Genomic DNA, 25,738 nt, shown 5'->3' with positions numbered 1-25,738 from the left:
ATAGAACAAAACTGTAGTGCAATACTAGAGGCATGGCAACGAGCGTCCACCCCGACCTCGCCGAGGTCCCCCTGACCAGCGTGCTCGCCGCCCTAGCCGACCCGTTGCGGCTGGGGATAGTCCGGCTGCTCGCGGACGGAGCCGAGAGGCAATGCGGCGAACTCGACACGCCGGTCTCCAAGTCGACGCTCAGCCACCATATGAAGGTTCTCCGCATGGCCGGGGTCATCCGAGCGCGCTCCGAGGGAACCAGATGCTACGCGCACCTGCGGCGCGAGGAGCTCGACGAGCGGTTCCCCGGTCTCCTCAACGCGATCCTCAACGCCCAGGATCACGGGGCAACGCAGGTCGGGCTCAAATAGCGGCGGCCAGCAGCCGCTCCATGCCCGCCGGCCGCTGCCTTCTGGCGTTGATGCGCACGTGCTCGCCCCGCACCGCTCCGCATGTGTCCCAGAAGATGCTCACGTCCGTTCTGCGGGCAACCGCTGAGTCACGGGCTGCTCATCTGCCCGCGCAGAGGTTCCTCCGAAGGGCGAATGCGAGTCCACGGGTCTCAGGATTTCGGCATGATCCCGTTGTGCTCACCGCCCTCGAATCCCGGGGCATTGTGTCCAAGAAAAATGCCGCATTACAATCATGCAACGCAGTCGACGAGGCGGAAGGCCAGGTGGGGAAACATGAAAGCGGTAGTCGTCTCCGAAGCGGGCGGACCCGAAGTCTTGAGGTACTGCGACGTCCCGACCCCCGTGGCGCGTCCCGGCTGGTCGCTGATCAAAGTCCGCGGGGCGGGCGTCAACCATTCCGAGATCTTCACGCGCGAAGGAAAGTCGCCGTCGGTGGCGTTTCCCCGCATCCTCGGCATCGAGTGCGTCGGGCAGGTGGAGCAGACGCTCAACCCGGATCTTCACGTGGGCCAAACGGTCGTTTCCATCATGGGCGAGATGGGGCGGGACTTCGACGGCGGCTATGCGCAGTACGCTCTTCTGCCCGACGAGCGGATCCATCCCGTCGCCACATCATTGCCGTGGGAGAGCCTGGCGGCCGTGCCCGAGACGTTCTATACGGCGTTCGGCTCGCTGGAGAGGCTTCGCCTGGGGGACGGCCAGGACGTGCTGGTGCGCGGGGCGACGTCGGGAGTGGGAATCGCTTTCTCGAAACTCGTCAGAGCCCTCTATCCCTCATGCAGCATCACCGGCTCGACGCGCAGCGCGGACAAGGGCGAACGTCTTCTGAATGCCGGCTTCGATCGGTACGTCGTCGACGATCGCAACGCGTTGAGAACGAAGGCCTCCTTCGATGCGATCCTCGATTTGATCGGCCCAGCGGCTGCGAAGGACACCTTCGCCCACATCGCTCCGGGCGGAACGGTGTGCATCACCGGCCTGCTCGGAGGTCAGTGGACCCTGGAGGGATTCGATCCCATCATGGACACGAACGGCGGCTACTTGGCGGGGTTCTATTCCGGCGACGTCGAGGGAGAAAGCCTGCAAAGGCTGGTCGCCATGATCGAGGACCGCCGGATCGACGTGCGGCCGGAGCGGGCATTCCCGCTCAGCCAGATGCGGCAAGCCCACGCCTATCTCGCTTCCCGCGATTCTTTCGGCAAAGTGGTCGCCATTCCAGAATTCGACGAGTGACGGGGAATCTCAAGCACCGAAAGGAACCCGAGGGCGAGGAGGGAAGGCCCTGGAAAGCAACCCCGAATGAGAGCGAGAGCTGATTCTCGACGATCGTTCGAACGAGCGCCTTCGCCTTCCTGTTGATTTCCGCGACTTATAATGCCGGTCTCCTCGATGGCGAACCTGTTAGCATGTTGGTTAACACGATATATCCGATGAATGGGCTTGGAGATCGCCTCCGCCTCTCCGCTTGGCCTTCCCATCCGGAGAGCGCTCCGTCGATATGCATCCACCGTCGATTACGTCCACCGTCAATGAGGAGGGAACCATGGGACCGCAGTGGATTGGCGCGACCGAACACAACCGTTGGCTCGCGTGGGAAACGCGCGCTCTTCTGCGCTATGCCCGTAGCGCCGCCGTACCGAGCGGATTCGGATGGATAGGCGAGGACGGCAGCGTCGACACGTCACACCCCGTGGAACTGTGGATCACGGGACGCATGACGTTCGCCTTCTCCATCGGCACGCTGCTGGGCATTCCGGGCTGCAGCCGCTACGCCGACCACGGCGTGCGCGCGCTCGGCAACGCTCTGAAAGACCATGAGCACGGCGGCTGGTGGAGCGCGGTCAGGCACGACGTCGACGAGGCCGGCCATGCCTCCCCGATCGATCCGACGTCCCGCAAAGAGTGCTACCAGCACGCCTTCGTGCTCCTGGCGGCTGCGACCGCCACCGCCGCCGGGCGTCCAGGCGCGGCCGAGCTCCTCGAGGAGGCGACGGCCGTCCAGGATCGCCACTGGTGGGATCGCGAATACGGACTGCCGGTCGAATCCTACGCCGCCGACTTCACCGACCCCGAGGACTACCGCGGCATCAACGCCGCCATGCACACAGTCGAGGCGCTCCTCGTGACGGCTGACGTCACCGGCGAGGGCAAATGGCTCGAACGCGCGATCCAGATCACCGATTTCGCCGTCAACAGACAGGCCCGGAACCACGGATGGCGGCTGCCCGAGCACTACGACACCGACTGGCGGCCCCGTCTCGACTACAACGAAGACCAGCCGGCGCATCCGTTCCGCCCCTACGGGGTGACGCCCGGGCACGGGTTGGAGTGGTCGCGCCTGACGGTCCAGGCTCACGCGGCGTTGAAGGACCGTTCGCTTCCCGCACCGGATTGGATGCTTCAGGCCGCTGAAAGGCTCTTCGCCCAAGCTCGAGCCGACGGCTGGAAGAGAGACGGCGCCCCCGGTTTCGTCTACACCACGGATTTCGAAGGGACGCCGATCGTCCACGAGCGCATGCACTGGGTGGTCTGCGAAGGCATCTCCGCGGCAGCCGCCGTCCACCGGGCGCTGTTGGACGCTGGGCGCAGCCGAGACGACGTCCAGAGCTACGAGGACCTCTACCGTTCGTGGCTCGACTACGCCGAACAGTATGTGATCGAAACGCCGGGTGTGTGGACGCACGAGCTCGACGCCTCCAACGCGCCGTCGACGAGGACGTGGGCCGGGCATCCGGACGTCTACCACGCGCTGCAGGCCACCCTCATGAGCAGGCTTCCCGTCGGGCCGTCCATGTGCAAAGCCCTGGCAGAGGGGTTGCTGGACTCCTGACGGGCGCGCTCCCCCGCGAACCCGGGCGGGCTAGAGACGCCAAACCCGTTGAGCCGCACCGACAGGGCCCCGAATCCGGGGTGCCTGTATCCGGGGCGGGCCAGAAGCGGATGCCGTGGTTTAGAATCGCAGTTCGGCGAGAACCGCAGTCCAGATCGGCATCGACGCCGACGTCGGGAAGGAGAACGACATGTCCGAATGGGACGAACGCTACCTGCACGCCCATGAGTCGGGCTCGCTGCTCTTTCCCCCGGCCCCCACGCCGACGGTGGTCGAAGCCCTCGACCATGTAACCTTGGCGAGTCCCCGCCCGTCGGCGATCGACGTGGGGGCCGGGGAGGGCCGTCACAGCTTCGAGCTAGCTCGCCGGGGTTTCTCGGTCACCGCCTTGGAAGGCAGTCAGGTCGCCGTCGGCAAGGCCCGAGAAAGGGCCCGCCTCGTTGCGGCGGATGCCAGGGCCCTTGCGGCGGATGTCAGGACTCGAGCCGCCGCGGAGGCGCCCGCCCCGCAGGCGGCCGGTTCGGCAGAGGGCCGGATCGAATGGGTCGCCGGAGATGTGCGCCGATGGGAGCCGAGCTCGCCGGTGGATCTCGTGCTCGTCGCCTTCCTGCACCAGGCCGAGTTCACGGTGACCGGCCTTATGCCCCGCCTGTCCTCGTGGGTCGCGCAGGGAGGCTGGCTCCTTCTGGTCGGCCATTCGCGAGCCCAGGCCGATCGGGACGTCTCCGGGCCGAAGGACCCTGCGCGGTTGTGGGACCCCACCGACGTGGCCGAGTCCATGCGCCGCTCCGGGCTTGACGTCGTCGAAGCGCGCGATGTGGAGCATCCCCGCGGAGGCGACGGAAGCGGGCAGTCCGGGGACTGGGCGGTCGACGCAGTGTGCCTGGCACGCAGGCCGCGGGCGGGATCGTCTTAGCCGCGCGGGCTCTCAGGGGTACGGGCTCTAGACTCAGCGATACGGGCTCGGCGGTGTCATTCGGCCCGGGGTTTCGCCGGTTTCGCCCGCGCCACGAGTCCCCCGCCGAGCAGCAGAAGAATCAGCGCCGCGGCGATGAGCGGCATCGCGGCGGGGCCGGTGTGAGCCAATCCGCGTCCGCGGCCTCCCGTGGCAGCCGCCGATCTCACGGTCTGAGCAGTCGGAGGCTTCGCGGCGCCGGTCGCCGTCGGGGCGGCGATTCCAGTGGACGGTTTGACGGGGTCCGCAGACGTGGACGGAGCCGATGGCGTCGCCGACGGCTGGCCGGCTCCAGCGCAGGCCACGGTGACGGTTAAGCCTTGCCCGGCGCCCACGACCTCGGCGAAGTCTGTGGCCACCGTGACGGGCAGTGTGACGTTCTTGCCGGGGTTGGCAGCGCATTTGCCGTCGACTTTGACCTTGGCCGTGGCGCGGCCTACGCCGTCGGCGGTGACGACTGCCTTCTCGTTGTTGGCGTTCGCGTCGATCAGGCTGTTGTCCACGGCCGCCGTCGTGGACGTCGATCCCACGCTGACGTTGACGTTCTTCGTCACCGACGGCCCCTCGGAGAAGGAGAGCCCGCGCAGGGGAATGTCGATGGTCTGGCCGTCCGCGACGGGCGCCGAGGGAAGGGTGACGCCGATAGAGGACTTCGCGGCGCGCGGCTTGAGACCTGGATGAGATCCCAGATAGGCGTTGAATCTCTCGCGGTCGAGGTTGTCGGTGACGGCGGGGGCTCCGCCCGCTGTCAGAGCGTCGAAGGAGTCCCCTCCGGCCAGCAGGAAGGTGACCGAGCCGACCGTGTACTTGCGCTGCGCATCGAGCGGCTTTCCGTCGACCGTCACCGACGTGATGCGCTGGCCGTAGGGCTTGGCCGGATCGTAGGTGTATGCAACGTTGCTCGAAAGCCCCAGCTTGAGCATGGGCCGGGAGTTCTGCGTGTTGAGCTGCGTCTTCCACTGCTGTTCGAGCGCCTTCTTGAAGTCGGCGCCCGTGATGGTCACGTAGCCCAGCTGGTTGGAGAAGGGCTGGACGGCGAAGGTCTGGCGGTAGGTGATGTCGCCGTTGGCGAGCGGGGTGAGGTCGGCTCGCAGGCCGCCGGCGTTGATGGCGCCGATGTCCACGGGCTTGCCTTCCTTCGTGATCACGGTGGCTCGAAGGGAGTCGGCGGTGAGGTCGCCGAGCGAGGATTCGACGCCCCGGTTGGACCCTGGGTCGGGGGGCTCGCCGGCGGAGGAGAAGACCCCGCGGGAGAACGCGGACGTATAGCCCTTGGCCACAACCTTGTCGCCGGCTGCCTTGGAATCCTGCACCGCCTTGTCGACGATCCGTTTGATCGATTGCTTCTCGCCGCACGCGGCCACCTCGGAGGCGGGGATGAGCTTGGCCTCGGAGCGGACCACCCTCTTCGTGGCCTTGTCGTAGGTGATCTGCAGGTCGGCGAGGTTGTCGGTGTAGGAGCCGGAGGCTATCGCGGAGAGCTTGTTGCCCTGGGCGCCGTCGACCATCGAGAACTTGTAGGGGACGTGGGTGTCGCCGCCCATGATGCCGTCGACGTATGCGCCCATCTTCGGGTAGTTGTTCTTCACGTCGTCGTCGAGCATGGCGATCACGACGTCGGCCTGGCCGGAAACCTTGAGGTCCTTGGCCATCGCATTGATCTTGGGTATGGGGTCGTTGAAGGTCAATCCCTTGGTGGTGCCGGGGCTCAACTTGTAGGGCACGTCGCCGGCGATGGCCCCGATGAAGGCGACCCGGACGCCGGAGGCCGACGTCCAGACCACTTTGTCGCCGAGGTAGCGGCCCATGCCGTCGACGTTGGCCCCGAGGTAGGGGAAACCGACCTTCGTGTAGCCGCCGGTTCCGTCGATGCGGTGTTTGAAGACGTCGAGGCCGAGGTCGAGCTCGTGGTTGCCGATGGTCGAGCCGAGCGGTTCGAGCTCGTTGAGCGCGGCGATCGTCGGATTGTCCTGCAGGGAGCCGGACGTGAACGGGGAGGCTCCGATGTTGTCGCCGAGCAGGGTGAAGGAGGCGTCTCCGCTGGCCGCGCGCGCCCTGTCCAGGTAGCAGCCGACGGCCGGGATGCCGGATTCGGTGACGGTCCCGTTCTTGCTCGCCTTCTCGATGTGTCCGTGGACGTCGGTGAGGTTGTACAGGTCGAGGGTCACGGTTCCGCTCGCTTCGGCGGGTGCGCCTGGCGTCGAACCGGATTTCGGAGCCGCGGGTTTGGACGCGGACGGCCCGCCGGCCGGAACCCGTGGGGCCGAAGGCCCGGCTGACGGGTTGGCGGCTTCATCGGCATAGGCGGCAATCGGCGCGGTCAGAAGGGACAACGCGGCCAAACCGCCGAACAGCGAGCGCAATCGGGTACTGATCATCGACGTCTCCTCGCCTGGGGATTCACTATGCCTTTCATTTGACCACACCCGGAGGCACCTGTCACACCGGGATTCGACCCTCGCAACCTTTGTCAAACTTTGCAACCGGTACGCCGACCGACCCACTGATTCCACGCCGCCCAGCCCGCGATTCACAAGGCAATTGCGAGCGCGGCCGCGTGGAGAAGGGCGGCGGACGCGGCGCCGACGGCCATTCCTGTCAGACGGTTCGCGACGGCAGCGACGACGTCGGCGATTTGCGCGGCGACGGCGACGCCAAGAAGCAGCGCCGTCACCCGCCCATTGGGAGCAATCCACACAACGGCGGATACGGCCAAACCGAGTGGGATAGCGCGTCCGGCGTACATGGCGGCATAGAGGCGCGCTCCTTCGACGCCGCCCGCGCCGCCACGTACACCCGCGCTGCCATCGTCACTGCCAGCCCCGCTGCGCAGGCCACCGTCCGCACCACCGTGTCCGCCGACACCACCGCGCACGCTCGCACCGCCGCACCCGACCAAGGTCCCACCCTTATTGCCGCGCCCTTTCAGTGCCTCCGGGCGAATCAGCGCGAGGACGCCGAATACGACCGACCCCAACGCGATCAAGGAGTTTGCGGCACCCAGCCATAGCGACATAGTCGCCCCTTTCTTCACATTCATTCTACACTTGATCATTCAGAACTGAATTAATTATGATGCTACCATCTTGACGTGGACGACGTCGACGGCACGACGATCCTCCAGGCGGCGTGCTTCCGCCTGGGCGTGACCGGATCCCAGATAACACAGACCTTTTCCCGGCGTGTGGAACGGCTGGGCCTGACCCACAAACAGGTCGGCCTGCTCGCGGCGGTGGACGCGGGCCTCGCTTCATCCCAACGCGACATCGCAGCGCGGCTCAACGTCGCCCCCAGCCTCGTCGTGTCCCTCGTCGATCAGCTCGCGGACCTCGGCGCCATCGACCGCGAACGGAGCGCCGCCGACCGGAGAGTGCAGGTTATCACTCTCACTCCGAAAGGCCGAGAGCTGTTGGCGGAAAGCGCCGCGGCGGTGGAGGAACTCGACGCCGAATTGCGCGCACGGCTCTCCCCTGCCGGGCGCGAAGCGCTCGCGACGGTACTGAAAGAACTGCGTCTGCCCGAGTGAGGCCTAGCGCCCCGCAGACGGGTTCCGCTCCGCGGTGTCAATCAACGATCAGCCTCAGGCTGCAACCGCCGCGTAGGCGCAGAGAAGCCTCGCCCGTGAAGGCGGGGCCCGACAGCAAGGGCCTCGTCGGCGGGGCTGCAACCGCTGTTTCCGCACGTCTCGACCACCTCGCCGTCTCGCATTCGAGGGCGCTCAGGCGACGTCGTTGTAGAGAACGGCCCGCGAACGAATGCACCCATCCTTGAGCCACTCGAACACGGCATCGGCCTCCTGCATCGGGAAGCGTTCAACCACCGTGCGCCCCTTTCCCTCTACGGCGATCCGGAGAACCCGATTCATCTGTTCTCGGGACCCGATTGATGGCCTTCTCCATGGCGAACGGGAAGCCGTCAAGCGTCACGGCCGAAACCAAAGTGCCGCCCCAAAGGAGCCGTTCAGCTCAGGGCGCACCCCGTCACAAGCCGACTCGCGCGGTCTTTCAACGCGGCGTGAGCGCGGCGCGTGGAGCTCACGCCAAAGTGCACATCGGCCTGCGGGGAAACGCCCGGAAATGCACGATTCCCGCCGCAGCCGCGATCGGTTTGAGCAACGACATCTCGCCGAACCGGTAATCCGAGCCTCGCACGAGCCGGGCGGCCAAGTCCGGGCGCATCTTCCACAGGAGAATGCGCCCTTTTAAAGCGTGCAGCGGATTGGAGACGATCGCGATGGAGTCGGCGTGCTCGATGAGCGGTATGGCGTGCTCGATGTTTTGGAGCGTTGACCTGCTCTCGCGGTCCAACAGGATCGGACCGGCGTATCCGAGTTTTCGCGCGTACCGCTCCATGAGGTCCGCCTCGGGAACGGCGCCCGCCACCGGGCCGCCGCACAGGACCAGCACGCTCCCGACCGAGGAAGCCAGGCGGTTCTCGCGGCCTTTTCCGGCTGCGGAATCGCGTCGCGCAGCGGAATTCCACCCAGCGGCAGATCTCGCTCGGGCCGCGAACCCACATGGGGATTTCGATCGCCGATCGCAAGACTCGAGCGTACGGATCCCCGCGCGGACCCGATAGCGGTTGATGTAATTCGCGCGGACACCGCGATTGCCGAATCCCAGCACGACGACGGCTCCACGTCCACCGCTCCCATCGCCGACGCCGCCCTTCACGCCGCCCAAACATCGCTTGCTCGCCCACCAGTGGACGAGCTCGCCACCGGCTAGCAACGCGGGAACAGCGACAATCGCAACGCGGCGCAACACACTTCCACTCTAGCGGCCAGTCCGCGGCCGTTCGCTTTCCGACCTCCATCCGATTTTCCCCCACGCTCAGCATTTTTCCCGATTTCTCAACTGCATCTCTTCCACACGGCCGTCCATCGCGTCATCGCCGCTTTCAACCGCGTTCGTCGTATCGCGGCGTCGTACCGTGCCGTGGGCATCACCACCTCGCCGCGGTATTCGGGCTGTCCCCACCCGGCAGTCCGCCAGCTGACAGTATGCGAATCCGCCAGTTGGCGGTATGTGAAGCGCGCTCTGCCGCTGAAAGGCTGTAAGCATGGAAATTCACGACCACGCAGAGCCGCCCGCTTCCAGCCAAAAGGGGCGCAGCGCCTCGGGAACGCACGCCCGCAACGAGACCTGGAGAATGATCACCCGCAGCGGCGTCTCAAGCTGGGAAAACGACACACCCGCCGTGGGCGACGCCACCCCGACGTCGCCCGTCAAGCACCCCTACGTTTGCGCAAACGGCGAGGCTCCAGCTATCTCCGTCCGGCAACTCACCCGCATATACGACGTGCCGGGCCGCAAGGATGCGCGGGTGGTCGCGCTGGACCACGTGGACGCCGATTTCCCCGAGGGCAGTTTCACCGCCGTGGTCGGCGCATCGGGGTCGGGCAAGTCCACGCTGCTGCACTGCATGGCGGGCCTCGACGAACCCACAGCGGGTACGGTGACCACGCTCGGCACCGTCACTTCCGGTATGAAACCGGCCAAACGCGCGCGATTCCGCGCCAAGCACACGGGTTTCGTCTTCCAGGAATACAACCTCATCGCCTCGCTGACCGCCGCGGAAAACGTCTCGATGCCGGCCAAACTCGCCGGGAACCCGCTGTCGAAGAAGGGCATTCGCGCGGCCCTCGAGGCAGTCGACCTGGCGCACCGCGCCGACCTCAAGCCCCACCAGCTTTCCGGCGGGGAACGCCAGCGTGTGGCCATCGCCCGCGTGATGGCCAGCCACCCGCGGATCGTTTTCGCCGACGAACCCACGGGCGCGCTCGACCTCGACTCGACCGGCGTCGTCCTGGATTGGCTTCGTCAGCTCGCCTCGCGGGGAACCACCGTGGTCATGGTCACGCACGACGTCGAAGCCGCAGCCCTGGCGGACTCCGTCGCGGTCATGAGCGGCGGCCGCCTGGCGACGTGGTCGAGCTGCCGCGACGCCCAGCGGATCGCCGACCTCGTCCACGCCGCCCGTGCGCGCTGAAGGGAGGGAAAGATGTCGACCTTGATGTGGAAAGACCTGCGTCACCACGCCCGCCAATGGCTGTGGTCGCTGCTGGTGGCCACAGCGGGCGCCGCCGTCGTGGGGATGATTGTCATCTCATGGTGGAGCGCCACGCAATGGTCGCTGAACCAGGACAAAGGAGAATACTTGGCCGCCAGCAGCCTGATCGGCGGCAACCTGGTGGGGTACGCGGGCTCCGCGACGGCGATCGTCATATCGACCACGCTGGGCCTGACGGTCACGGCCCAGCAGCGTTCGCACGCCCTGTGGAAGGTGCTCGGGATTCCCGGCAGCCGCATCCGTGCGATCATCCTGTGGCAGGTTTGCGCAGTCGGAGTGATCGGGGGCCTGCTGGGCGGGCTGCTCGCCCTGCCATTGGGGCGGATCTACCTGCTGACGTGGGGGGAATTCAATTTGTTCCCCCGGGACCTTCCCCTGTCGATGCCCGTTTTCTGCGTGCCTGCGACGGTGCTCGTCACGACTCTGTTCAGCGTGCTCGGAGGCCTGGGCGCTGCGCGGCGGGCGGCCAATGTGCCCGAGATGCAGGCGTTGCGCGAGGCTGCCGCCCCAGCCACGCGCACAAAGCCGTGGCAGTGGGTCGCAGCCGTAATTCTGCTGATCAGCGCGGCGTCGCTGCCGATACTCGTCAACCTCCCCGCCGACGTCCTCGAAGAGGACGGCACCAGCAAAGCGGAGATCGCCCAGATGCAATCCCCGGGCGGGCGCGCGATTATGGGCGGTGCGGTGGGGTTCATGGTCGCCTTGGCTGCATTGTTCATCCCGAATTGGACGCTCCGCCCTCTGCTGACCTGGTGGACCAGCCTGATTCCCGGCCGCAGCCCGGCCTGGTTCTCCGCACGCGCGAATGCGCGCCATCGCTCGGCCCTCAGCATGACCACGATCGTGCCCTTCGCCATCGCCGTTTCCATGACGGGCACCATTCACGCCATGGGCGGCGCAGCGCGCTCGAGTGGAATGAGCAACGGCGTCAGCGGCTTTCTGACGATCATGGTCCCGATTTTCTTCGTAGCCGGAGTCGGGGGCGTGGCGAACATCGCGATGGTCGGGCGGACGCGCCGCCAAGAGGGGGCGTTGCTCGGGGTGATCGGAGCCCGGCCGAACACCATTCTGCGGTCCACAGCCCTCGAAGGGGCGATATACGCCGGCACCGGCATTCTTTTCGGGCTGGCGACGACGTTGCTCAGCGCGGTCTGCGCCGCGACGATGTCGGGAGGCGGAGTAGACATGTTCGCCTCCGCGATCCCCGTGAATTTCCTGCTGGCAGCCATCGGAGCGTCGTTGGTTTTGGCGGTCGCCACCACGTGGCTGCCTGCGCGGCTCGATCGCCGCGCCTTGATGGACAACCTGCGCCAGCCGACGTGACGGGCGGTCGGCCAGCCAACGCCATAGGCACCTGAGCAGGTCGGTGTGGCGGCAGACGACCTGAGCCGGCCAGAGCAACGGACGATCAGGGTCGGCCGACGTCGGCCCCGGAGGCCACGGCCCCGGAGGCCAGCCCAGGCAGAGCCGGGCTGGCCTCCGTTCGTCGGCGAGGCCCGTCAGACGACGGGCACGCACACTTCGGTCACGTATTCGGCCGTATTCTGGGTGTCGGCGGGGCCCACGATGTAGCGGTTGTACATCGGCCCGGCGAACTCCAACCCGGAGGAGGTGATGTACTCGGCCAGTTGCTCGTTGACGGGGCCGAACTGGTCGTATCCGCCGCGGAAGGTGGCCACCGCAACCTTCTGCTCCGGGAGCTCGCGGATTGTGAGCGGGTCGGCCGCGACGGCGTCGGGCCCCACGGGCTCCCACACCTCGATGTCGATGTCGGCCTCGCGATACTCGAGGCCGTGGAAAGTGGCGCCGCAGAGCCCGCTGGCAAGCGGGATTCCCTGGGCCCGGATCGCTTCCATGGCTGCGATCCACGCCTTGTGCTCGTCGGCGTAGGTGTCGATCGTCGTGCGCAATGCGACCACTCGCTGCGCCGGATGGGTGGTGACGGTGATTTCGGCCATGATGGCCCTCCTGTTCGTTTGTGAGATGAGTCGGTCAATCTCGGCGATGCGGCGGCGGGCGGCCTCGGCGTCGGCGATGAGCTGATCGCGCTGAACGGCTAGCGCGCGGCCCAGAGTATCGGGGTCGTCGCGCAACGGAAGCAGGGCGGCTATGGCGGAGACGGAGAAGCCGACGTCGCGAAGCTGGCGGATCAACGTCGCTTCGCGCACCTGCGAGGCGGCGTAGAACCTGTGGCCGGTCGCGTCGTCCGTGGCGGCCGGGGTCAGAACGCCGTTGGCGTCGTAGTAGCGCAGCATCCGCGCAGACAAGCGGGTGAGCGTTGAAAACTCCCCGATGCGAAGCAGTCTCGTCTCGGCCATGCCACCATCTTGAGGCTTGACACCGTGTCAAAGGCAAGCCGCGATCGAACGCGCGTCTAACGGTTCCTGCCCGAATTGTTCGAGTGCCTCGGCATCGACGAACGTCGCGGGCGCGGCGGCTCCCTCAAGCGCGCCGAAGGCCATAAGCCTTACGAAGGCCGCGAGCATGACCAACCCCGCAACAGGCTGCCGAACCTGTTTCGCCTGCTCATTCTGGCCGAACAGGCCGGGTCCGCCTTCGGATTCAGCACGCAGGACCCGTTTCGGATTCCACAAGAATATGAAGGGGCCGCGCGCATCCTGCTGCGACGCTGCTGCGATTGGCTCCGCAGTTGCCTCGGCGAAGAAAGGTATGCGACACGGCTGGCCGGCGTTCCGATCGACGCCTACGAGAACGCCGCCTTTCGGCCGCTGGGAACCGATGCATGACGGCCCCGCTCAAACAGAACCCCGGCGTCCTGTGGAACGCACAGATAGTGGCCGAACTCGATTTCACGACGCTCTCGGGCTGGTCTCCCGAATGCGTCTACTTTCTGAACCTGGACGGCGTTGAGCCGGTGGGGACCTGACGACGTCGAACTAACTGGTGCGGGTCTGAGAACATTGAGCCGCAGCGGCTCCGACGACGTCAAGGCGGCGCAGACAAACCGGTGAGGGCCTGACGGCCTCAAAGCCGTTGACACCGTGTCCTATTCTGGTGGGGTGACCGATGCTTCTTCCCGCGACGACGTCGAACCCGCGCCCGCCCCGAGCCTTCCCTGCGATCCGGCTTTCAGGCTTCCGGCTCCTCGACGCGGCGAGGACGAGTTCGCAGCCGACGCCGAGCTTCGCCTCGGCCTCCACATCAAGCTTGCCGAGCAGGCGATGATGTCCGCGAAGGCCGAAGCGCTGCGCCCGTTCGACCTGACGGTGGCGCAGTACGGCGCGATGCTCTCGCTCTACTACGTTCCCGGTCAGTCGCCCTCACAGCTCGCGCGGGCCGTGGCGGTCACGCCGCAGACGATAGGCGCCACGCTCGACAAGCTCGCCGCCAAGTCCCTAGTGACCCGCAAACCCTCGAAACTCCACCGCAAGGTGCTCGTCGTGACGCTCACGTCAAAGGGCGAGAGGCTGCTCATCGAGGCCGACGCCGCGGCGCGCACCGTCGAGGAGCGCATCGGCCGGGCGTTCAGCGCGGACGAGCGCGTGCAGCTGTGCGAGCTGCTGCGGCGCGTGGGCGCGGCTCTCGAAGAATCGGATCTTCCGGCCAATGTAGCCACCCTCAAATCTGATTCCGACGATTGATATCTCTCGAAAAGTCAGCCCACGGAGCATTCCAGCCCCGAAGGTTGAGGCTGTGCATCCCAACCCCAAAGGTTGAGGTTGCCCAGTCTCAAGAGCCGGGCCACTGCCCGATTGGACCGACGGATCCTCTAGCCGGGCGCTTCCGGCGTGCAACCAGCCCTGAGATCTCTAGACGCAAATAGAGGACCGGCCCTGGACTGCTCCGAGAAGCAGCGGAACCGGTCGTGGTGTCTTTCACTATATTCGAATTAACCAGAGTCAACAACGTGTCGAGGCAGGTCTGTCTTGGCACCGGCGCAAGGAATCCTCAAACAGGCCCTGCAAACAGAAGACCTTGCCTGTGGGCACCGCCCCGGTCGGATGTGGACATTCAAGGATTGCTTGAAGAGCGCCCCGATGCCGCCGACCGCACGGGTCAGTATCGCGAGCCGTACGCCTGAGGGAGCCGGTCAAGGCGCTCGCGTTCGGCGTCGGACAGCCGAAGGCCGACGGCCCCCAGATTCTCGGCAAGGTGCCTGCCGCTGCGGGTTCCGGGGATCGGGATGACGTTGTCGGCCAGGCCCAGCAGCCAGGCGAGGGAGACTTGAGCTGACGTCGCCCCGTGAGCCTCGGCGATACGCGCGATCTCCTCGCCGATCAAGCGGTTGCGCTCGAACGCCTCGGCCGTGAAGCGCGGATTGACGGAACGAATGTCGCCGCTTTCGAACGTGCCTGGAGCGAGCGTTCCCGTCAGATAGCCGCGGCCGAGCGGCGCGAACGGCACAAAGGCGACGCCGTTGGCCAGGGTCCACTCGAGAAGGTTTTCTTCGGCGTCAGTGCGCGTTTGCCCGCCGAGCGGATCGCGCGTCCACACCGACAGCTCGGACTGGATCGCCGCCACCGGATGGACGGCATGGGCAGCGGCCGTTTGGGCCACGGTCACCTCGGAAAGCCCGATTCGGGCCAGTTTCCCTTCGGCGACGAGCTCGGCGAGCGCGCCCCAGCTTTCCTCGAGCGGCACGTTCGGGTCGACGCGGTGGAGATAGTACAGGTCGATCCGTTCGACGCCGAGCCGCTCAAGGCTGCCCTCGACATGCCGCCGCAGAGATTCCGGGCGGCCGTCGCGGTGGATGCTTTTTGTCGCCAAGTCGTCGACGACCAGCCCGCCCTTCGTCGCCACGACGACGTCGTCCCGCCTGCCCGCGACGGCCCGGCCGACGAGCCGTTCGTTGTGCCCGTCCCCGTACAGGGCCGCGGTGTCGAGCAAGCCGACGCCGGAGTCCAGCGCCTCGCGGATGACCCTGACGGACTCGGCGTCGTCGCGGCCGCTCTCCGCGTAAATCCAGCTCATGCCCATGCACCCGAGGCCGATGGGCATCACGCGCGGGCCGCCTGTCCCCAGCTCCCGGGCGCCGTCTGATTGCCTCGTGTTTTCCATTGAATCCACCTTTCTTCCCTTTCCGCGACGCGCGTCGGCAACGCTCTGGCGAGCGGCAGCCCGGCAATGCCATTCGCTGCGCCGCAGCGGGCAACTCGCGCAGTCGCCGCCGCGCCCGATCGAGGCTTCGAAGGCAATGCGCCAGGTTGCGCTCCCAGAACTTTCATGTTTAAGGTTACTTACATTATACAGCTGCCTGAAACTACCGTCGAAAGGACGCCATGAATCAGAATGCGAGTCGCACACCGCTCCAAGGGGCCGCAACGCAGAACGCCGCCGCGACGGCCGGACACCATAAGGACGCCCCGGCGGCCGCGCACCAGAAAGCCATGATGGAGGCCATGCAGATCACCGGTTTTGACGGCCCCGCCGGCCTGCGGTACGCCGAGGCGCCGGTACCGGAGCCTGGGCCGGAGGACGTCGCGCTCGACGTCGAATATGCCGGCGTCGGGTACATCGAGGCGCTGCTCGCGGGCGGCCTGATCGACCTGCCGCTCCCCTACGTTCCAGGGCTGGAGGCGGTCGGCCGAGTCCGTTCGCTCGGCTCGCAGATCGCAAACCCGAGCCCGCAGGCGGATGCGGACGCGGAAATCGCGGCCTTGCCGAGCAACCACGCCCCGGAACACCCCGCGCGGTCAGCCGCCGCAGTTTCCCCAGCAGAGGCGGATTCCGCCGCGGCCAACCTCCCTTCTCCAGACCTTCCCCTCTCGACTCTTAAGCCGGGCGACCCCGTCGTCGCGCTGACGATCAATCGCGGCGGGGCCTACGGCCAGGTCGCGGTCACGAACGCCAATCTGGTCGCGCCCCTGCCGCCTGGCATGGATCCGGCGCTGGCCGCGGCGGTCCCCGCGAATACGACGACGGCGCTCGTCGCGCTCGAGCGCATCGCCCATGTGAAGCCCGGCGAGCACGTGCTGGTGCACGCTGCAGCGGGCGGGCTGGGTTCGCAATTCGGCCAGATCGCGCGGTTGCTTGGCGCGGCCCGGACCGTCGGCGTCGTCGGGAGCGAGGCCAAGCGGAGGGCCGCGCTCGACCTCGGCTACGACGAGGTCTGGCTGCGCAGCGAGTTGGGCGATGCGGCCGGCGGGCAGTTCGACGTCGTCGCGGACCCCGTCGCCGGGCCGGCGCGGCAAACGAGCCTCGACCTGTTGAGGCTTGGCGGGCGGCTTTTGGCGGTCGGCGACGCCGCCCAGGCCGGCGACCCGATGGTCTCGAGCAATTCGCTGTGGCTCCGAGGCATCGGCGTGCTCGGTTTCAATCTGGGGGCGTTCACGGCGGCGAATCCGCGGACTACCGGGGTCTACTTGAGGCGGGCGCTCAGCCTCGCAGCCTCAGGCGAGGTGACGGTGCGCATAGCCGAGCGCGCCCCGATCCGCGAAGCGCCGCGAATCCTGGCCGATATGGCCGCGGGCGCAACCGTCGGCAAGGCGGTGCTGGTGCACGAACGGGACTGATATGGCCGGACGGGCCCCGCCACGGGGCCCGTCGTCGAAAACGCCGACCGTCGAGAACCCCCACCGGTGCGGTGAATCTGAAAGGACTCGGACGGCGGCGACTTTGATGCTCATTGCGCATTCACGCTGCCTTTTCGCGGTCTTGTCCGCCCGGCTGCCTTCGCATTGCCCAGCGGCCGACCGCGCGATCGGGGTAAGGTACACGAATAATGCTGCCTGTTTTCATATCAGGCGCCGACGGTTCGGTTGCTTGCCGTACCCGCCCACAGAAAGGGAGAGCTACTATGCCAACGTCTCCAACTAACGTCGAGGGCGACGTCGTCATCGCCGGACGCATGATCACCAGCCGGTGGCGCCCCAACACCCTGCGAACAACCCCGTCGCGCGAGGACCGCGGGTTGTTCGGCCACCCCCGGGGCCTGCCCTGGATGCTCAACGTGGAGATGTGGGAGCGCTTCTCCTACTACGGGATGCGAGCCATCCTGCTGTACTTCATCGTCGACACCGTCGGCAACGGCGGCCTGGGGCTGAGCAAGAACTCCGGCGAGGTCATCCTCGCCACCTACAGCGCGGCCGTCTACCTGCTGGCCATCCCCGGGGGCATTTTCGCCGATCGCATCATCGGGCCATGGCTGTCCACCCTCTACGGCGGGCTGGTCATCATGGCGGGCCACATCTGTCTGTCGATCCCGGCGTCTGCCTTTTCCTGGCTCGGCATCGTCCTGGTCGCGGTGGGGACCGGCTTCATCAAACCGAATCTGTCGACGATCGTCGGAGGCCTGTACGACGAAAACGATCCCAGGCGCGACGCCGGATTCCAGCTGTTCTACATGTCCATCAACGTCGGGTCGCTGGCCTCGCCCCTGGTGACCGGGTGGCTGCGAGGGCACTACGGGTACCACGCGGGATTCGCCTCCGCGGCCATCGGCATGGGATTCGCGCTGGCCGCCTTCGTCTACGGCCGCCACCGGCTCTCAGCCTTCGCCTTCACCGTCCCCAACCCGATCCGTCCCGGGGAGCGCCGCAAGCTCGCCGTGGCCGCGACGGTCGCGATCGCGGGAACGGCAGCGCTGGTCGCGGTCCTGCACCGCCTAACCGACGATCTGCTCCAGACCCTCTCCACCACGATGCTCATCGTCCCGACCACGGCGGCGCTGGGCTACTTCATGCTCATGTTCCGTTCTCCGAAGGTCACCGCCCGCGAACGCACCCATCTGCGCGCCTACATCCCCTTGTGGATTGGCGCGGTGTTGTTCTTCATGATCTCCGAGCAGGCCGCCGGCAAGATGGCCACCTTCGCCAAAGACAACACCGACGGGAGAATCCCGCTGGTCGGCTGGGTCCTCAGCCCCGAGACCTATCAGTCCGTCAACCCGGCGACGATCGTCGTGCTGGCGCCGCTGATCGGCTGGCTGTTCACCCGGCGGGCGGGGAGGTTCCCGTCGACCATCGCGAAGTTCGCGATCGCAGTGCTCATCATCGGCGCATCTGCCTTCATCCTCGGCTTCGGGTTTCAGACGTGGACCGGCGGTGAAAATCTTGCACCGTGGTGGTTCCTGGCGGTGGTGTTCATCATCCAGACCGTGAGCGAGCTATTCTTGTCTCCGGTGGGACTGTCCACGACCTCGGCGCTTGCGCCTAAGAACTTCGCCTCTCAGGCGATGAGCCTGTGGCTGCTGACGACCGCCACGGGCCAGGGGCTCGCCGGTTTCATCATTTCCCAAACCAAGGACATTCCGAACTCGACCTACTACTACGGCCTGGGCGCGGTCACGGTCGCCGTGGCCGTGATCCTGTTCGCCGTCGCGCCGTGGACCAAGCGTCAAATGGCCGACGTCGACGCACTCTCGTAGCCGGACTCAACTGCTCATATCGCCCCGCCGTCGGCCTCACGCCGCCGTCGCAGGCGAGGTGGCGATCCACATAGCCGAGCGCGCTCCGATTCGCCAGGCGCCGCGGGTCCTGGCCGAGATGAGCCACGGCGGGACCGTCGGCAAGACCGTACTGGTACACGAAACCACCTGACTCGAAGCCGTCTGGTTCAAAGTGACCCATGCGGACGATCTCGTCTTGGACCCACACGAGAACGGGGACGGCTACACCTTCCCACCCAGGCGGGCGGCTCCGCGCACCGCCGGCCGGCGGTTCTGCGATGGGGCGTATCCGTGATGCGAGAACGCTTTTCCGGGCCACGAGCGTCGGACGGCATCGCTCCGCCGCGCGGATTCGAGGACGTTCGCCGTTACACCGAGAAGACGCGGATGAAGTAATATCGCGGACATGGTCGCGTATCAGTCCCTTGCCTTCCGAATACAGAACGCCTCTCCTGAAGCGCTGAACAGGCTGGAGGCCATCGAGAGGTCTCTGGCGGGGATCGCCGAACAAGCCGGGCTTCACGTCGTCAATTCGGTCTCTCACGAGTTCTCCCCTCAAGGGATCAGCACAGCACTGCTTCTCCGAGAATCGCATATAGCCATGCACACCTGGCCGGAGAAGCGAAGCGGCTATATAACGTTGACGACGTGCCGACCCATCAGCGACGGGCTGATCGCGTCCATTGAACATTTCATTCAGAGTACCTTCGGCGCTGCTGACGTTCGTGGAAAGGCGGTGGTTTTCTAGTGGAGGATTTTGCTGCTCGCCTTGAGATCGGCGAGGTTCTGAAAAGTGAACGGCTCAACGCCACGATCAAAGGCTGTCTGCTGTTCCGCGAATTGGACCGAATCGAGGAGGAATACTCCTATTGGGAGGAGTGGGAGCTATCGCACCACAGCCTCTCCGACGTGTGGGTGGAATACGACCATGACGACAAACGAGTCGCATTGTACGAGCCGCTCACGCTTCCGGAGCCCCCCGACCCCCGGACGCTCGCACAGGGCGAACGCGTTCCGCTGCGTCTGCCCGATGGCTCGACCCGAACCGCCCACGTGAGAGAATCAGGGTTCGGCGAGCTCGTCGGTGTGAAGGGCCGCCCCAGCTGCCGTGTCTCTCGGGGGGATCGAATCGCCTACGCCACCCTGGAATTCATTGACGAGCACGGCGTGAGGAAAACCGTCAACATAGAAGTGTACAATCAAGAGGACTATTCAGTGCATATGAAGCGGATACTATCGCGGGACGAGCAGGTGAATTTCTTCGGTAAGCGGATAAGCCCCGCCGGCGACCCCTCCGCTGCGAATGCCCTGCTTTTCGTGATAGTAGCCTTCTTTCTACTCCTCTTCATTGCTTTTGCGCTCTCCAGGGCCGAGGACGACTCCGGCGGTGACGGCGGAGGCGGAGGAATCGTCTACCACCATCACCGCAGCGTCTACGGCGGCGGCGGTGGAGGAGTCGGCAAATGAGAACCACCACACCAGAGAGGAATACACATGAACGCACTGACTCTTGCCAACGAAATGGGCGGGGACGTCGAACTGACCTGGATTTCCCTGCTGAGCACAATAGTTTACGCACTCCTAGGGTTCGTTCTCCTCATAGTCTTCGCCGTGATAACCAACTATATCTTCAAGTTGAAGATCCGGGATGAATTGGTGAAGGACAACAACGTCGGAATGGGGATCGCGATAGCCGGCATGGCGGTGGCCATCGCGATCATCATCGCCGGGACGATCAATAGCTGATGGCCCGTTCACGAGTGAAGGGTTCCGAGAACACGGTTCTCTTCGCATCAGCGCTCCTCGTTGCGATCGGCGGGCTGATCTATGAGCTCATCCTCGGGACTACGGCTTCATATCTGATCGGCGACTCCATTGTCAGCTTCAGCCTCGCAACCGGGATAACGCTCTTCGGGATGGGCGTCGGTTCCCTGCTAGTCAAGTATATCCACTGGCGCCCATCCACGAGTTTCGCAATCAATGAAATCGCACTCAGCTTCATAGGCGGGAATTCCGTCCTGATCCTGCATCTGGCTTTCACGTTCACCAAATTGCATTGGGTGGCTTTCTCACTCATGAGCCTGCTGATCGGCGTCCTCATCGGCTTGGAGATCCCCCTGCTGGTGAAGATGTTCACGGCTTTCGGCAGGAAATCGTCTGTCGAACTGCTCAGCAAGGTTCTGGCCATCGACTATTTCGGAGCCCTCATCGCCTCTTTGGCCTTCCCCCTCCTGCTACTCCCCCAGCTCGGCCTCATGCGCAGCTCCTACCTGGTGGCGGCGCTCAACATCATCGTCGCCGTCGCCATACTCGTTCAGTTGGGGACGTCGAAGAAACTGATCGCGTTGAGCACAGCGGCCGCCCTGACACTGGCCGGGCTTTTCCTGGGCGCCAGCTATCTGGAGAGGACCATCGACGCCAAGGCCTACCGCGACCCCGTCCTCGTCTACGAACAATCCGCCTACCAGAAGATCGTCCTCACGAAGTACCGCAGCGATCTCCGCCTGTTCTTGAACGGCCAGCTGCAGTTCTCCAGCCTGGACGAAGTCCGCTACCACGAGACCATGGCGGCCAGCGCACTGACCTCGGTCCAGAATCCGCGCAACGTCCTGGTGCTGGGCGGGGGCGACGGATTGTTGGCGCGCGAACTGCTCAAATACCGCAGCGTCCAACGGATCACCATCGTCGACATCGACAGGAAGGTGACTGAACTCGCGAAGAGCAACAGGCTATTGAAAGGGATAAACAAGCAGTCGCTCAGCAATGATAAGGTCAAAGTCGTCAACAAGGACGCTTTCCGCTTCGTTTTCGATACGCGGGAGAAGTACGACGCCGTGCTGGTCGATTTGGTCGACCCCTCGAACGAACACATGGCGAAACTGTATTCCAAGCAGTTCTATCGGCAGGTCTCCGCCGTTCTGGCGCCGCGCGGCGTGATGGTGGCGCAGGCGACGTCTTCGTATTTCTCACCTCACGCGTTTCACACCGTCGTCAACACGGTGCGGGCGGCGCAGGAGGGGTACCGGGTCTTCCCTTTCTCGCACAACATTCCGTCATTCGGAGAATGGGGATTCGTTCTGTCGACCAAGGCTCCGGGCGCGCTTTTGAGCCAGCCGCTGGCCCCGGGCACCGTCTACCAGAGTGAGAAGCTGCTGGACTTCATGATTCGCGTCCAGCCCCCGGCCATATCCGCGACCGAGGTGTCCACACTGCTGGAGCCGAAGATCATCGACGCCTACAACGACGACATGCGCCAGTGGAGATATTACTAGCCGCGGTGCCGTCAGCCGCGGTACTGCTAGAGCCGTGCGACCGTCAGCCGTACGGAGCTCGGCGCAGATCGGGATCCGGCTGCGACCGCGGGGTTTCTACCACCGCGGGGATCTTCCATGTGGCGAATACATCTGCGTGCGGCGCCACTGTAGGCGGACATCAGGGCCGTCTTCGAAGCCGTCGACGATGAGCACACGCACAGTTGAGGGTCTCCCGATGCCAGAATCCGATAGGACAACGGGTCGGTGTAGCGCCACTCGGAAAGCCCGCCACTCACGGACGCTCTGTCGCCTCCGTCAGAGAGGCCGCTTTCAGAAGCGCCATCGCTGCGCCCGCATAAACTCGAAGAAGGTCACACATTCAACGTCGTGCTCATCAGCGACATTTGGAATCTTCTGATTTCGATCTTCGGTTCCCGGCCCTTTCCGTTTCTCTTCGGTCACGACAGTTCTTTTTTCATGCTTGGCATGCGCAATGACGAATGGATCACCATTGTTTTTCTGCCCCTGGACCCAACCTGGATGATCACGCGAAATCAGACTCACCGTACAAATCTCATCGTCAGTCGTTCCGCAGATAAAACCTTCAATGTCCTTCGCCCAAGGAGCAAGATCGTCATTGCCCCGATCGAGTTCGCCGTAGGCAACTTCGCAGATGCAGATCTCACGATCCTCTGCCGCTCTCTCCATCGCTTCCCAAAGCGAAAGAAAGAACTCGCGTGGATATCGACGCTCCATAGTGATAAGAACACTGGCATCCAAAGTAAAGCTCATGCGCCGTTCTCGATCCTGTGGTACTCGTCAATCATCTGCTGAACCATGGGAGTCTTCGCGTTCAGAAAGTAACTCGCTTCGAGCCAATCGACTCGCTCGTCTTCCAAAGCCCGTACGATCGTGCCGACATAACTAGAACCCAGGTCTCGGAAACGGAGCCGCCATGCGGCCGGTCCTCCGTCCTTCTTCTTCTGTTCTTCCCTGTTGAGCTTCCACCGCCGATCGCTTTCTATGCGAATACCCTCCAAATCCGCGTCGGAGATTAAGCCAAGAGTCTTCAAGCGAATGCCCGCAGCGAGAGCGCTGACCTTGAAGTTCTCGGCGACCGTTTTGGCCATGCCCCAAGAGCCTTGGACGACGTCGGACACGAGCTCTGCAACACTTTCCTCGGGCATGAGGAAGTTCGCAGCAAAAGCATTCGCCAAGGCCTCTTCGTTGCGTCCTTCCTCTAAGCTGCATAGACCGCTTGTACGGTTCGCCAGATGCGCCACTTCGTGAAAAAGGGTGAATGTCTTCCCGTTGATCGCATCGGAACCGTTGAGAAGGACTATGGGAAGGGGGTCGTGGTGGATGGATAGCCCGCGGAACACGGAGTGATCTATCCTGGTCGTCTGAAAAACGAGGAATCCATGGTCTTCAAGGAGCCTTCGCCAGTAATTGAAAGGCTGCTTTCCATGCTTGCTTTCAGTCACAGAGTCATCAGAAAGGCGCAGCAATCCGCGCATCTCGCGCGCCCGGGCTTCGAGGTTTCTTCCGTCGATGTGCCCGACAAGGGACGGCCCGCCCGTGGCTCCCTCGAGTTCTAGCACGGCCTCTCGATACTGCTCCGCCCGACGCATTTCCCTCGCCAACAGAGGCGGAACCGGGTCTCCGCCGTGTCCGCGAAAGTCAACGGCGCTCGGCACGTCGGACTCCGCCGGCGGCGTCGTGAAGAAGAACGCGAGAGTTCTATCGAGCTTCTTTCCTATGAGGCGGAGCTGCCTGAGCGTCGGCATCGCACTGCCCGCTTCGAACGCTTCTATTCGCGCTTCAGAGGTGCCTGCCGCTCGGGCGAGTTCGTCTTTCCCCATGAACATGCTTTCCCGCGCCCACCGAAGAGTGGGCCCGTTGATCGGGACGCGGGTCATGATCGTCCTCCTTGGCAGTAAAGGCGCCCAGTGTATTTCGCCACTTGAACTCGACGCGGCGAATCAAGTCGACTTCATTCTAGCTTCTGCCACAGATACGTTTGAATGCAACTTTGCGAAATAAGAAATAATCCTTAAAAATTATCATTTAGAATTCAAATCTTAAAATGAACTGTTCATCTATATAATTAGATCAATTTTTATTTATTACTAAATGCACATAAATTTCAAATAGAGTTGATAAAAATAAATCTTCCATCGTTTCAATCGTTTCTTCAGCATATGCACCAGGTGATCCATAGTCCTTTTTTAAATCAAATTCTTCGTCATCATTATATATTGCAATATATTTAGCCACAGTTGAAGCAAATTGACAAACATTTACTTCTTTTGTCGAATTTAAATTCATACATAGTGACAAATTTTTCATTGGAGTACTCTTCACGTCTTTATTTTTATAAGCTTTAGAGATTTCACTAGAAATAGTATCTTCATGCTTAAAACTCTGTGAGAGAATTTTTTCTTTTCTATAAGATGTCAAAGTGCGCTCAATATACTTTTCTTCATCATAAAAGAGCGATCTGTCTTCAGGAAAGTTTTTTTCACAGACATTATTCAGTTCAGCAATACATTTATTAAAAAATTTTCTGACTGATAAACACGAAGATCCAAGTTGCAATATTCCAAGATTCTATTCTTTAATTCCCTCGGATAATGACAAAATTCATTGTACATCTTTCGAAAATAGAAAAACTTATCATTATACATGGCAGCGATAGCACATAACGGTACTAGTCCGCGATCAGGATAATACTTAGAAATGAATGCACTTACCCGGGCATCCATGTTCTCACTACAACGGCGCTCTTCCTTCTCTGCTAGAGACCGTTCGAATTTCTCCATTCTGCGCCCTTGGCAAGACTGGACAAAAGCAATGATAACAGCGGCCACCAACGATACTACTGCACAGAAACCTTGGATCCAATCAGACGCACTCACATGAGCCCTCTCACTGTGGAGCTAAGGGGATTCGAACCCCTGACCTTCTCATTGCGAACGAGACGCGCTACCAACTGCGCCATAGCCCCTGGGACCCGGCTAGTCTAGCACTCCTCCGCCGATCCGTTCCACCGTCCGAATGTTAGGTCCGTCCCCCGCCGGTCAGGCGCGGCAGCACAGTCAAGAGCGGCGGCGCGGTCAGGCGCGGCGGCGTTCGAGGAGGGCGTCGAGCACGGAGCCTCCGCCGAGCACTTCCTCGGACCGGGAGCTGATCACCGGCTTCGCCTCCTCCACGCGGGGCTTCTCGGCCCGTGCGGGGTCGGCGGGCGACCCGGCCGTGTCGGACGAGGCGCCGGAGGCGATCCCGGCGCCGCCCGCCAGGCTCGCGGCGTTCCGATTCGAGGCGCTCGCGCTCGGCATGACCGTTCCGGTGGCCGCGTCGTAGCGCTCGCCGCGCTCGTGCGGGCGGTAGGGGACGGGTGCGGTGGCCGAGGCCGGCGCCGCATAGGGTTCGACGACGCGCCGCTCGATCTTGCGGGGTTTGAGGGTGTAGGAGGGCATCTCGGCCCGAGGGCTCGGCTTCATCGGGCGTTCGGCTGCCGATCGGGATGCGGAGCGGGCGTTGGCTGCGCTGGCGCGTTCGGCGATCCGCGCCTTGGCGAGCTCGGCCCGCACGTTCGGGCGCTTGACGGCCCGGCTCTTCCCGCCCGCCGCGGATGCGGACTGCGCCGCAGACCGCCCTTCGGAGGAGCCTCCATCCTGTGCCGAGGTATCTTGGGCGGACGCCTTCCCGGCGCGAATTCGCGGCCCGGGCTCCTTGGCGCGTGCCCGCTTCTCCCGTTCGGTCATGCCGTCCAGCGCCGCGCTTTGGGCGCCCTCTGCCCGGCCGCGGCGCCCCGCGGTCTCGTGACCGCCTCCTGCGGCCCCCCGGCGCCCGCGCCCGGCGTCGCGTTCGGTC

At 64.1% G+C, this 25,738-nt stretch carries 26 protein-coding genes and 1 tRNA gene; 16 read left to right on the top strand and 11 right to left on the bottom strand.

All coding sequences use genetic code 11. The features are described 5' to 3' along the window. Positions 1-32: 32 nt before the first annotated feature. The 4 genes from HMPREF0043_RS09425 to HMPREF0043_RS09410 all read left to right on the top strand — a co-directional run bounded on the left by HMPREF0043_RS09425 (position 33) and on the right by HMPREF0043_RS09410 (position 4,150). A complete protein-coding gene (locus HMPREF0043_RS09425; RefSeq protein WP_021602837.1) occupies positions 33-362 on the top strand; it encodes an ArsR/SmtB family transcription factor in 330 nt (109 codons plus the stop codon). Positions 363-677: 315 nt separating this feature from the next. Further along, the gene (locus HMPREF0043_RS09420) at positions 678-1,637 is read left to right on the top strand and encodes a zinc-binding dehydrogenase (protein WP_021602836.1); all 960 of its coding nucleotides are present in this window, start codon (positions 678-680) and stop codon (positions 1,635-1,637) included. Positions 1,638-1,947: 310 nt separating this feature from the next. Beyond that, positions 1,948-3,234, top strand: a complete 1,287-nt coding sequence (locus HMPREF0043_RS09415) for an AGE family epimerase/isomerase (RefSeq protein ID WP_021602834.1) — start codon at positions 1,948-1,950, stop codon at positions 3,232-3,234. A gap of 190 nt (positions 3,235-3,424) precedes the next feature. Then, positions 3,425-4,150: a class I SAM-dependent methyltransferase gene (locus HMPREF0043_RS09410; RefSeq protein WP_021602833.1), complete on the top strand. Its 726-nt coding sequence runs from the start codon at positions 3,425-3,427 to the stop codon at positions 4,148-4,150. Positions 4,151-4,206: 56 nt separating this feature from the next. Here the strand turns inward: HMPREF0043_RS09410 and HMPREF0043_RS09405 are convergent, their stop codons facing one another. Further along, positions 4,207-6,567 (bottom strand): bifunctional metallophosphatase/5'-nucleotidase, encoded by a 2,361-nt coding sequence (locus tag HMPREF0043_RS09405; protein ID WP_040318277.1) that lies wholly within the window; start codon positions 6,565-6,567, stop codon positions 4,207-4,209. A 152-nt stretch (positions 6,568-6,719) separates the two neighbouring features. Continuing rightward, the gene (locus HMPREF0043_RS10355; protein WP_198010327.1) at positions 6,720-7,244 is read right to left on the bottom strand and encodes a hypothetical protein; all 525 of its coding nucleotides are present in this window, start codon (positions 7,242-7,244) and stop codon (positions 6,720-6,722) included. Between the two features lie 36 nt (positions 7,245-7,280). Between HMPREF0043_RS10355 and HMPREF0043_RS09395 the strand changes: the two genes are divergently transcribed. Beyond that, entirely contained in the window at positions 7,281-7,715 is a 435-nt protein-coding gene (locus tag HMPREF0043_RS09395) for a MarR family winged helix-turn-helix transcriptional regulator (RefSeq protein WP_021602830.1), read from the top strand. 508 nt (positions 7,716-8,223) lie between these two features. On the opposite strand, the gene HMPREF0043_RS10840 is transcribed toward HMPREF0043_RS09395, so the two are convergent. Continuing rightward, the gene (locus HMPREF0043_RS10840) at positions 8,224-8,955 is read right to left on the bottom strand and encodes a YdcF family protein (RefSeq protein WP_156897580.1); all 732 of its coding nucleotides are present in this window, start codon (positions 8,953-8,955) and stop codon (positions 8,224-8,226) included. Between the two features lie 295 nt (positions 8,956-9,250). Here HMPREF0043_RS10840 and HMPREF0043_RS09385 point away from each other — a divergent pair, with 295 nt between their 5' ends. Both HMPREF0043_RS09385 and HMPREF0043_RS09380 read left to right on the top strand, forming a co-directional pair. Then, positions 9,251-10,180 carry an ABC transporter ATP-binding protein gene (locus HMPREF0043_RS09385; protein ID WP_232206118.1) on the top strand — a complete coding sequence of 310 codons (930 nt, stop codon included), beginning with the start codon at positions 9,251-9,253 and terminating at the stop codon, positions 10,178-10,180. Between the two features lie 12 nt (positions 10,181-10,192). Then, a complete protein-coding gene (locus HMPREF0043_RS09380) occupies positions 10,193-11,584 on the top strand; it encodes an FtsX-like permease family protein (protein WP_021602826.1) in 1,392 nt (463 codons plus the stop codon). A 176-nt stretch (positions 11,585-11,760) separates the two neighbouring features. On the opposite strand, the gene HMPREF0043_RS09375 is transcribed toward HMPREF0043_RS09380, so the two are convergent. Beyond that, positions 11,761-12,579 (bottom strand): MerR family transcriptional regulator, encoded by an 819-nt coding sequence (locus tag HMPREF0043_RS09375; RefSeq protein WP_021602825.1) that lies wholly within the window; start codon positions 12,577-12,579, stop codon positions 11,761-11,763. Between the two features lie 75 nt (positions 12,580-12,654). Between HMPREF0043_RS09375 and HMPREF0043_RS09370 the strand changes: the two genes are divergently transcribed. The 3 genes from HMPREF0043_RS09370 to HMPREF0043_RS09365 all read left to right on the top strand — a co-directional run bounded on the left by HMPREF0043_RS09370 (position 12,655) and on the right by HMPREF0043_RS09365 (position 13,863). Continuing rightward, positions 12,655-13,008, top strand: a complete 354-nt coding sequence (locus HMPREF0043_RS09370) for a hypothetical protein (protein WP_021602824.1) — start codon at positions 12,655-12,657, stop codon at positions 13,006-13,008. Then, positions 13,005-13,148, top strand: a complete 144-nt coding sequence (locus tag HMPREF0043_RS11255) for a hypothetical protein (protein WP_021602823.1) — start codon at positions 13,005-13,007, stop codon at positions 13,146-13,148. Before HMPREF0043_RS09370 ends, HMPREF0043_RS11255 begins: the two co-directional genes overlap by 4 nt. A gap of 133 nt (positions 13,149-13,281) precedes the next feature. Then, positions 13,282-13,863: a MarR family winged helix-turn-helix transcriptional regulator gene (locus HMPREF0043_RS09365; protein WP_021602822.1), complete on the top strand. Its 582-nt coding sequence runs from the start codon at positions 13,282-13,284 to the stop codon at positions 13,861-13,863. A gap of 415 nt (positions 13,864-14,278) precedes the next feature. Here HMPREF0043_RS09365 and HMPREF0043_RS09360 read toward each other — a convergent pair whose 3' ends face one another. Beyond that, positions 14,279-15,220, bottom strand: coding sequence for an aldo/keto reductase (locus HMPREF0043_RS09360; protein ID WP_084432557.1), 942 nt, complete (start codon positions 15,218-15,220; stop codon positions 14,279-14,281). A 392-nt stretch (positions 15,221-15,612) separates the two neighbouring features. On the opposite strand from HMPREF0043_RS09360, the gene HMPREF0043_RS09355 reads away from it, so the two are divergent. From HMPREF0043_RS09355 to HMPREF0043_RS09330, 6 genes are all read left to right on the top strand, one after another. Next, positions 15,613-16,734 carry a quinone oxidoreductase family protein gene (locus tag HMPREF0043_RS09355; RefSeq protein ID WP_040318289.1) on the top strand — a complete coding sequence of 374 codons (1,122 nt, stop codon included), beginning with the start codon at positions 15,613-15,615 and terminating at the stop codon, positions 16,732-16,734. A gap of 284 nt (positions 16,735-17,018) precedes the next feature. Then, complete coding sequence (locus HMPREF0043_RS09350) at positions 17,019-18,587, top strand: peptide MFS transporter (protein ID WP_021602818.1); 1,569 nt, start codon at positions 17,019-17,021, stop codon at positions 18,585-18,587. Between the two features lie 427 nt (positions 18,588-19,014). Then, positions 19,015-19,356, top strand: a complete 342-nt coding sequence (speD, locus tag HMPREF0043_RS09345; protein ID WP_021602815.1) for an S-adenosylmethionine decarboxylase — start codon at positions 19,015-19,017, stop codon at positions 19,354-19,356. Further along, the gene (locus HMPREF0043_RS09340) at positions 19,356-20,075 is read left to right on the top strand and encodes a hypothetical protein (RefSeq protein ID WP_021602814.1); all 720 of its coding nucleotides are present in this window, start codon (positions 19,356-19,358) and stop codon (positions 20,073-20,075) included. Before speD ends, HMPREF0043_RS09340 begins: the two co-directional genes overlap by 1 nt. 27 nt (positions 20,076-20,102) lie before the next feature. After that, positions 20,103-20,354 (top strand): DUF350 domain-containing protein, encoded by a 252-nt coding sequence (locus HMPREF0043_RS09335; protein ID WP_021602813.1) that lies wholly within the window; start codon positions 20,103-20,105, stop codon positions 20,352-20,354. Beyond that, complete coding sequence (locus HMPREF0043_RS09330) at positions 20,354-21,880, top strand: polyamine aminopropyltransferase (protein WP_021602812.1); 1,527 nt, start codon at positions 20,354-20,356, stop codon at positions 21,878-21,880. The genes HMPREF0043_RS09335 and HMPREF0043_RS09330 overlap by 1 nt, the downstream gene beginning before the upstream one ends. A 26-nt stretch (positions 21,881-21,906) precedes the next feature. On the opposite strand, the gene HMPREF0043_RS11980 is transcribed toward HMPREF0043_RS09330, so the two are convergent. The 6 genes from HMPREF0043_RS11980 to HMPREF0043_RS11580 form a co-directional block, all read right to left on the bottom strand. Next, positions 21,907-22,158, bottom strand: a complete 252-nt coding sequence (locus tag HMPREF0043_RS11980; RefSeq protein ID WP_442852612.1) for a DUF7822 domain-containing protein — start codon at positions 22,156-22,158, stop codon at positions 21,907-21,909. Positions 22,159-22,192: 34 nt separating this feature from the next. Then, positions 22,193-22,654 carry a DUF4411 family protein gene (locus tag HMPREF0043_RS10835; protein WP_021602811.1) on the bottom strand — a complete coding sequence of 154 codons (462 nt, stop codon included), beginning with the start codon at positions 22,652-22,654 and terminating at the stop codon, positions 22,193-22,195. Next, positions 22,651-23,781: an XRE family transcriptional regulator gene (locus HMPREF0043_RS09325; protein WP_021602810.1), complete on the bottom strand. Its 1,131-nt coding sequence runs from the start codon at positions 23,779-23,781 to the stop codon at positions 22,651-22,653. The genes HMPREF0043_RS10835 and HMPREF0043_RS09325 overlap by 4 nt, the downstream gene beginning before the upstream one ends. A gap of 193 nt (positions 23,782-23,974) precedes the next feature. Next, the gene (locus HMPREF0043_RS11250; protein ID WP_021602809.1) at positions 23,975-24,460 is read right to left on the bottom strand and encodes a hypothetical protein; all 486 of its coding nucleotides are present in this window, start codon (positions 24,458-24,460) and stop codon (positions 23,975-23,977) included. Between the two features lie 336 nt (positions 24,461-24,796). Continuing rightward, positions 24,797-24,869: transfer RNA gene (locus tag HMPREF0043_RS09320), tRNA-Ala, on the bottom strand. A gap of 109 nt (positions 24,870-24,978) precedes the next feature. Beyond that, positions 24,979-25,738: DUF6667 domain-containing protein (locus HMPREF0043_RS11580; protein ID WP_021602808.1), on the bottom strand; the 760-nt coding region annotated here is incomplete at its 5' end.

The organism is Actinobaculum sp. oral taxon 183 str. F0552 (assembly GCF_000466165.1).
Lineage (GTDB): Bacteria > Actinomycetota > Actinomycetes > Actinomycetales > Actinomycetaceae > Peptidiphaga.
The sequence above is the reverse complement of the archived record's forward strand: the minus strand, read 5'-3'. Positions and strand labels throughout refer to the sequence as shown.

Coding starts and splice junctions, on each gene's coding strand:
- HMPREF0043_RS09425 (WP_021602837.1), top strand. CDS start 33: ATGGCAACGAGCGTCCACCCCGACCTCGCCGAGGTCCCCCTGACCAGC.
- HMPREF0043_RS09415 (WP_021602834.1), top strand. CDS start 1,948: ATGGGACCGCAGTGGATTGGCGCGACCGAACACAACCGTTGGCTCGCG.
- HMPREF0043_RS09385 (WP_232206118.1), top strand. CDS start 9,251: ATGGAAATTCACGACCACGCAGAGCCGCCCGCTTCCAGCCAAAAGGGG.
- HMPREF0043_RS09355 (WP_040318289.1), top strand. CDS start 15,613: ATGGAGGCCATGCAGATCACCGGTTTTGACGGCCCCGCCGGCCTGCGG.
- HMPREF0043_RS09360 (WP_084432557.1), bottom strand. CDS start 15,220: ATGCCCATCGGCCTCGGGTGCATGGGCATGAGCTGGATTTACGCGGAG.
- HMPREF0043_RS09405 (WP_040318277.1), bottom strand. CDS start 6,567: ATGATCAGTACCCGATTGCGCTCGCTGTTCGGCGGTTTGGCCGCGTTG.
- HMPREF0043_RS11255 (WP_021602823.1), top strand. CDS start 13,005: ATGACGGCCCCGCTCAAACAGAACCCCGGCGTCCTGTGGAACGCACAG.
- HMPREF0043_RS09325 (WP_021602810.1), bottom strand. CDS start 23,781: ATGACCCGCGTCCCGATCAACGGGCCCACTCTTCGGTGGGCGCGGGAA.
- HMPREF0043_RS09375 (WP_021602825.1), bottom strand. CDS start 12,579: ATGGCCGAGACGAGACTGCTTCGCATCGGGGAGTTTTCAACGCTCACC.
- HMPREF0043_RS09350 (WP_021602818.1), top strand. CDS start 17,019: ATGCCAACGTCTCCAACTAACGTCGAGGGCGACGTCGTCATCGCCGGA.
- HMPREF0043_RS09410 (WP_021602833.1), top strand. CDS start 3,425: ATGTCCGAATGGGACGAACGCTACCTGCACGCCCATGAGTCGGGCTCG.
- speD (WP_021602815.1), top strand. CDS start 19,015: ATGGTCGCGTATCAGTCCCTTGCCTTCCGAATACAGAACGCCTCTCCT.
- HMPREF0043_RS09330 (WP_021602812.1), top strand. CDS start 20,354: ATGGCCCGTTCACGAGTGAAGGGTTCCGAGAACACGGTTCTCTTCGCA.
- HMPREF0043_RS09335 (WP_021602813.1), top strand. CDS start 20,103: ATGAACGCACTGACTCTTGCCAACGAAATGGGCGGGGACGTCGAACTG.
- HMPREF0043_RS10355 (WP_198010327.1), bottom strand. CDS start 7,244: ATGATCAAGTGTAGAATGAATGTGAAGAAAGGGGCGACTATGTCGCTA.
- HMPREF0043_RS10835 (WP_021602811.1), bottom strand. CDS start 22,654: ATGAGCTTTACTTTGGATGCCAGTGTTCTTATCACTATGGAGCGTCGA.
- HMPREF0043_RS09380 (WP_021602826.1), top strand. CDS start 10,193: ATGTCGACCTTGATGTGGAAAGACCTGCGTCACCACGCCCGCCAATGG.
- HMPREF0043_RS09420 (WP_021602836.1), top strand. CDS start 678: ATGAAAGCGGTAGTCGTCTCCGAAGCGGGCGGACCCGAAGTCTTGAGG.